Here is a 6,694-nt window from a genome sequence, read left to right as displayed (position 1 = left end):
AGCAACAAAGTTTACGAAATGAGCCTTTTATAAAAAGGAGACGACGCTGCATGAATATCATTGACCTACATTGTGATGCCCTAATGAAACTCCAAGAAGCGCAAGGTAAACTACGGTTTGCAGATGCGCCGGAATTACATACAAATAAAACACGGTTGCAACGAGGCCAAATCAAAGTCCAGTGCTTTGCAATATTTATTGAACCTGAAATCAAGGGAGATCAGAAATTTCAAGTGGCCCTCGAGCAGATCGATTATTTTTACAAAGAAGTGCTCGGTAAAAATCCGGACATGGTCCATATCAAAGAATGGTCGGATTTTGATCGCTTAAAAATTGGCCAAATCGGTGCCATGTTAACACTTGAAGGAGTGGATGCGATTGGCAACGACTTAGCGAAACTTCATATTCTTTACCAGCTCGGGGTTCGTTCTGTTGGGTTGACATGGAACCCAGCAAATCTCGCTGCAGATGGTGCAGGGGAACCGCGCGGCGCAGGGCTGACCCTGTTCGGAAAAGAGATTGTCAAGTTTAATAACGAACATCAAATTCTGACTGATGTTTCTCATTTGAGTGACAAGGGGATTTGGGAGGTCATCGAATTAGCCAAATATCCGATTGCCAGTCACTCTAATGCTCGGGCACTTTGCAACCATTTACGTAATTTAACGGATGAACAGGCTCAGGCGATGTTTGCAAAAGGCGGTTTGATTCATGTCGTTTATCATCCACCTTTTGTGAAAGAATCAGGAGAAGTAACGATTTCAGATTTAATGAGACATATTGATCACCTGTGCTCATTAGGTGGAGTTAAGCAAATTGGTTTCGGATCAGATTTCGATGGGATTTCGACCTTTATCACTAATTTAGAGGATGCCTCCAAAAGTCAAAATCTTATCAATGAACTCTTAAAGTATTACCCTGAAGAGGTTGTCCATGGTTTTGCTTATCAAAACTTTTTGGACCATCGGCCAGGGACGTTCCGATGAAGGTTAGGGATAAGAACATCGTCGTTGGAAAACTGCCAACTGGAAGGAAAAACTGTATAACGGATGTTGCGGATTTAATGGTAGGACATGTAACACTGGACTACCCGTTAAATGAGTCTGGCGAAGAGTATGCATGTACAGGTGTAACGGCGATACTGCCTCATAAAGGCAATTTGTTTAAAGAAAAAGTAACCGCTGCAAGTTATGTTATTAATGGTTTTGGAAAAACGGCAGGACTTGTGCAAGTAAATGAATTAGGTGTAATTGAATCGCCCATCATGTTAACAAATACCTTCGCGGTACCGGCAGTCACCCAGGGAGTGTTGGAATACATGCTGGGAGAGAATCAGGAAATTGGCGATACCACAGGAACGATTAACATAGTCGTAGGGGAATGCAATGATAGTTACTTAAATTCCATTCGTTTATTTCCAGTAAAACCAGAGCATGCCATTGAGGCAATCAAGAATGCATCGGAACATCAGGCGGTTGAAGGGGCGGTTGGAGCTGGAAAAGGCATGGTTTGCTTTGGTTATAAAGGCGGGATTGGTTCATCCTCCCGAATCGTGGAAGAGAACACGGTCGGCTGCCTTGTTCTCAGCAATTTTGGCAAAACGGAAGAATTTCAAAGGTTTCGTTATTCAGAGGGGGAAGGATTGTCAGAAACATCCGATGGTTCCATTATCATTGTTTTGGCAACCGATGCACCCTTAAGTGACCGGCAATTAAAGCGCTTGGCCAAACGGTGCGGCATTGGTCTTGGCCGCACCGGCAGTCATTTTAGTCATGGCAGCGGGGATATTGTGATTGCTTTTTCAACTGCCCACAAAATTGCTCACTTTTCGGATGAGAAGATTGAAACTCGCTCCCAACTCCGTGAAGACCATCCAATGATGAATCAGCTTTTTATAGCGGCAGCGGAAGCAGTAGAGGAAGCCATTCTTAATTCATTATCACAAGCGGATACAACAAAAGGAAGAGCAAGCCGAGTTGTCCCGCAAATCAATTTCTTACCAGAGGAGTAACCAAATTGTATTTAACAATTAAAGAGACATCAGAGTATTTATCGGTATCCGAGGCAACCATCAAAAGCCTCATCCAACAAAAGAAAATTCGCGCCCTATTTGATGGGGAAGAGTACCTGATCTACAAAGAACAATTCAACACCCACCTAAAACAAATGGAAAAATACAAACAACTAATCGAAGAAATCCTCAACGAGCCCATCCCAGAAAGCATCGACGTAAAGGACGAGGACTGATTAGGTTTTGGCGGCATTTGATGGCGTTAGGTGGCATAGGTGCCATTAACTCCCATTGGGTGCCTGACACCATTCGTGGACAAATATACGAGTTTGTCCATACCGGGTGGACGCTTGGACAGTAGGGTGCCTGGCACCAATTGGAGGGGAAGTATGGCTAATATTTTTATGAAGAGGGTCTATGAGCCCCATGAGGAAATGGATGGATATAGAGTTTTAGTTGACCGCCTTTGGCCGAGGGGAATTTCGAAGGATGCAGCGAAGCTTTCGTATTGGTTTAAGGATCTAGCTCCGAGCAATGAACTGCGGAAGTGGTTCTGTCATAAGCCTGAGCTATTTGAAGAATTTCGTAGTAGATACCTTGAAGAGCTGCGCTCGGATGAACAGAAGCGGGAGTATATCCGGCAGATTATTGAAATGGAACTTAGGGGTCACGTCACACTCCTTTATGGAGCGAAGGACCCGGTCCATAATCACGCTCTGGTTTTGATGGAGGAACTTGGAAGATTAGTTGGGATGGAACGATGAAATTTGGGAGGGGCCTCAAGCTTATGGTGCCCGTTAAGGATGGGAAATTGGTTCAGCGGTAACCATAGGAAACGCAATACCCTTTCAGCCAAAAAATTAAGCAAAACGGGCATATTCCAATTCAATCCCTCCGGAAGCGCCCCATCACTTCCATTGTCTGCATGATATTCACGAACGCCTTCTGGTCCACCTTTCTAATAGTATGTTTTGTTTCATTTAATTCGAATTTGGTAATCACTGTGGTTAATACCTTTTTGGGCTTATGGGTGTAAGCTCCTTCAGCATCCGTCACTGTAACCCCACGAGCATGCAAGTGGATTAGTGCATCTGTAAGCTCTTCATATTTATCGGTAACAATCGTTAACGTTAATTTATTTTGATTCGTGTAAACCATATCAACCGCGCGGCCGGATACATAGATAGCGATAATCGTATAAAGTGTGATACCCCATCCAAAAACCAACCCAGAAATCCCCACTACTAAAAAGTTCATACAAATATTTAAAAAGCCAACTTGCAAATTCCTTTTTTTTGCAAGAGTAAGACTTACAATATCCGTTCCTCCAGTTGAACCCCCAATCCGAATGATAAGGCCCACTGCAATTCCATAAAGTGCACCTCCAATGATGGAAGATAGAAGAATGTCATCGCTAATAGGATGAATCGGAATGAACTTCATACTGAATGATAATACAAAAACAGCATAACCAGTCAGCAAAATAAATTTTTTTCCTAAGTATTTTAATCCTAATAAAAATAAGGGAATATTGATGAGCAGAATAATCGACCCAGTATTGATATCTAAAAAATGGTGAATAAAAAAGGCGATGCCGGTCACACCACCGGAGGTAAGTTGATGGGGAATAAGAAAAGTATTAAAAGCAAATCCGAATAACATCGAACAAAGTCCAATCACGATCAGTTGAAAAATCAATCGAAGCAACAGGAACACCTCTATCTTTTTGTGGTGCTTATTAGTGTTATTTTGTCCCAAGGGTAAAAAGTTTATTTCAAAACAAAAAACGCCATCAAAGAGGGCGTTTTAAATCTTCCACATTAAATGACGTATAGGAACACGGTTAAAAAATGCGCCAAACTTCCGAGCAAAATGAAAATATGAAAGATTTCATGAAAGCCCATGTATTTGGACTGTAAAAACCTAGGCTTTGCACCATAGATGACCCCGCCAATGGTATAAAAAACTCCACCAAGAATTAGCAAAAATAGACCGATTGGATTTAAGCTGCTAGTGAGTGGTGAGAAAACAAACACAATCATCCAGCCCATCGCTAAATACAAGGCAGTTGAGATCCAGCGCGGGCAATTAAACCAGACCATTTTAAAAACAACTCCGCTAATCGCAATTCCCGAAATAATTGAAAATAGAATCGCACCAATTTTTCCGTTCAAGCTGATAAAGCAGAATGGAGTATATGTTCCGGCTATTAAAACGAAGATCATCGAATGATCAAGCCGCCGTAAAAAGGCAATAACCTTATCGCGAGCAATCACCATATGATAGGTGGCCGATGCCGAATAGAGAAGAATCATACTTACCCCGAAAATAATGACCGCAGTTATAGCGGTGGGTGAATTGGTTGTCGCAGCTGCTTTTATTACCATTGCAAGAAGTCCGACAAAGGCTAAAACAGCTCCAGCTAAATGGGTCAGTCCATTGATTGGTTCGCGAATGTAATTGCTCATTATAATGCCTCCCAGCACAACACGTAGTTTTAATAACTACTTATAATAATACTAATACATCAACATCTAGTCAATTGATATATCTTTAGGTATAATAAATAAAATAACGACAAGGAACGGAGAAAAATGAATGGAACGTATCAATCAAATTATTGAACAACTCGGCTTAGAAGCGAATTTAGCGTTAGAGGAAATCCCACAGCTCGATTTATATATGGATCAGGTCATTCAATTATTTGAAAATAAATTCATGGAATCAAAACGGAATGAAGATGATAAGGTCCTCACCAAAACGATGATCAATAATTACGCGAAAGGAAAACTCATTTTTCCAATCCAAAATAAAAAGTATTCAAAGGAGCATCTCATCTTAATGAGTTTGATCTACCAATTAAAAGGGGCACTTTCTATCAATGATATTAAAACTACCCTTGCTGGGATCAATCAAAAAATTATCAATGAGGAGATTGATCTCCATGCTTTTTATACGAGTTATCTACATTTAACCCGCCAAAATGTTGAGGATTTCAAAGTAGATATTGAGGAAAGAGTAACGGACGTTAACGAAGAAATCAGTGGGGATGAAAAGGGGAATTCGCCGTATCTTGAGAAAGTGTTAATGATCTCCTCACTTGTTCATATGAGTAATTTATATCGGAAAGTAGCGGAAAAATTGGTCGATGAAATAATTGTCCAAAAAGAGGAAAAGCGTCACAAATAGTTTGAACTGTAACCCATAATATGGACAGTTTAATAAAGAGCCTATGCAACTAACAGGTGACCTCGGTATTGTACCGGGGTCATCCTATTTAATCCCCACTGGTAACGATCATTATTGTACTCTTCGATATATGAATCCACTAACTGTTTTAGTTCACCTAAACTCTCACAATCTTTATAATCAACCTCATCTTTAAAATGACCAAAGAATGATTCCATTGGTGCGTTATCCCAACAATTTCCCTTACGGGACATTGATTGGATGATACCCAATTTCTTTACCTTAGCTTGAAAGAGGGGATGAGTATAATGGAACCCTTGGTCTGAATGAAGGATTGCCTCAGGATGAAACCCATTATGCATAACTTCATCGAGTCTTTTTAATGTTTTATAGACAATATCCATCTCTAATGAAGTGGTCAAATAATGGGCTAATATTTCATTCGTACTACCATCTTTGACACAAGATAAATAAGCCTTTTGACCATTTGAATAATATAGATAAGTAATATCGGTTAATAACACTTTCCCAGGCTCTTCTTGATTAAATTCACGTTTTAATATGTTAGGGCATGTACGATGTTCTTGAGTAGCTTTTGCCATTTTTTTATAAGGCTTTGCCTTCCTAACTTTAGCAATCAGTTGATATTTGCGCATTAACCTTCGAATTTTCTTATGATTCATTTCCACAAAATAATCATTTTCTAAGATCATTTTGATTTGTAAAGCCCCGACCTTTTCCTTTTTGTGTTGAAAGATAAACTGTATTAGTTCAATATCCAGTTCATCCTCAACATCTTTACGTTGGCGATCAGTGGCAGCCTTTAACCAAGCATAGTATCCACTTCTACTCACTTCAGCTAATTTACATAAAAAACTGACTAAGTTCGTTAATTGGTGTTGTCGAATGGTATGTTCAATAAGTTGAAATTTCTCTGAAGGTGTTAGTACCGTTTCTTCTTCAACGCCTGCCTCTCTAGTTCCTCTAGCTTTTTTAAGAAGTCATTTTCTGCTTCTAAAAATTTGATTCTAGCTTCAGCCTTTTTGAGTTTTTCTTCTACTGATAGTTCCTTTGAAGACGGTCGACCACTGCTTGCCTTTCCTCTGCGCTCTGATTGAAGACCAAGGTCACCCAACTTCTCATACGTTTCACGCCATCTTTGAAGACATCTTTTGGGCTGATTTTTACCTATTACTTCAAGGTTAAATCCATTTTCAATAAAAATTTGAGAAGGAATTTTTCCACTTTTATACTCCATTACAGCCTTTACTTTGAAGTCAGAATTATAGGAAATAGCACGTTCTGATACACGTAAAACGTTTGGGTTCTTCTCCAATTCTTTAATCTGATATTCCGTAAATAAATTCTTACTCATGTAAATCCTCCGTCCACAATAATTCTTTTATTATAAACGGGTTTTCTTTCTGGGGACATAGAAAAACCCGAATAAAGGGGCACTTTTTAATTAGTGTCCATTATTCGGGTTACAGTTCA

Annotated in this window: 8 protein-coding genes; 5 read left to right on the top strand and 3 right to left on the bottom strand. The window is 39.8% G+C overall.

Features of this window, described 5'->3' with window-relative positions:
* Positions 1-50: 50 nt before the first annotated feature.
* From V7137_RS06685 to V7137_RS06670, 4 genes are all read left to right on the top strand, one after another.
* The gene (locus V7137_RS06685; RefSeq protein WP_335697352.1) at positions 51-986 is read left to right on the top strand and encodes a dipeptidase; all 936 of its coding nucleotides are present in this window, start codon (positions 51-53) and stop codon (positions 984-986) included.
* Entirely contained in the window at positions 983-2,011 is a 1,029-nt protein-coding gene (locus V7137_RS06680) for a DmpA family aminopeptidase (protein WP_335697351.1), read from the top strand. The genes V7137_RS06685 and V7137_RS06680 overlap by 4 nt, the downstream gene beginning before the upstream one ends.
* Before the next feature lie 5 nt (positions 2,012-2,016).
* Complete coding sequence (locus V7137_RS06675; RefSeq protein WP_335697350.1) at positions 2,017-2,247, top strand: excisionase family DNA-binding protein; 231 nt, start codon at positions 2,017-2,019, stop codon at positions 2,245-2,247.
* Positions 2,248-2,400: 153 nt separating this feature from the next.
* Entirely contained in the window at positions 2,401-2,775 is a 375-nt protein-coding gene (locus V7137_RS06670; protein WP_335697349.1) for a DUF488 domain-containing protein, read from the top strand.
* Positions 2,776-2,896: 121 nt separating this feature from the next.
* Here V7137_RS06670 and V7137_RS06665 read toward each other — a convergent pair whose 3' ends face one another.
* Both V7137_RS06665 and trhA read right to left on the bottom strand, forming a co-directional pair.
* Positions 2,897-3,718: a YitT family protein gene (locus V7137_RS06665; protein WP_335697348.1), complete on the bottom strand. Its 822-nt coding sequence runs from the start codon at positions 3,716-3,718 to the stop codon at positions 2,897-2,899.
* 113 nt (positions 3,719-3,831) lie between these two features.
* Positions 3,832-4,479, bottom strand: coding sequence for a PAQR family membrane homeostasis protein TrhA (trhA, locus tag V7137_RS06660; protein ID WP_335697347.1), 648 nt, complete (start codon positions 4,477-4,479; stop codon positions 3,832-3,834).
* Between the two features lie 130 nt (positions 4,480-4,609).
* Here trhA and V7137_RS06655 point away from each other — a divergent pair, with 130 nt between their 5' ends.
* Positions 4,610-5,200, top strand: a complete 591-nt coding sequence (locus V7137_RS06655; protein ID WP_335697346.1) for a DUF1836 domain-containing protein — start codon at positions 4,610-4,612, stop codon at positions 5,198-5,200.
* Between the two features lie 41 nt (positions 5,201-5,241).
* On the opposite strand, the gene V7137_RS06650 is transcribed toward V7137_RS06655, so the two are convergent.
* Positions 5,242-6,575 (bottom strand): IS3 family transposase gene (locus V7137_RS06650; protein ID WP_335697345.1). Its coding sequence is split into 2 segments (ribosomal slippage): positions 5,242-6,203 and positions 6,203-6,575, totalling 1,335 coding nucleotides; the frame shifts between segments, so codons are not numbered across the junction.
* Positions 6,576-6,694: the final 119 nt, after the last annotated feature.

The organism is Neobacillus drentensis (assembly GCF_036962765.1).
Classification (GTDB): domain Bacteria; phylum Bacillota; class Bacilli; order Bacillales; family Cytobacillaceae; genus Neobacillus; species Neobacillus drentensis_C.
Note: the sequence above shows the minus strand (reverse complement) of the source record. Positions and strands in the feature narration are given on the sequence as shown.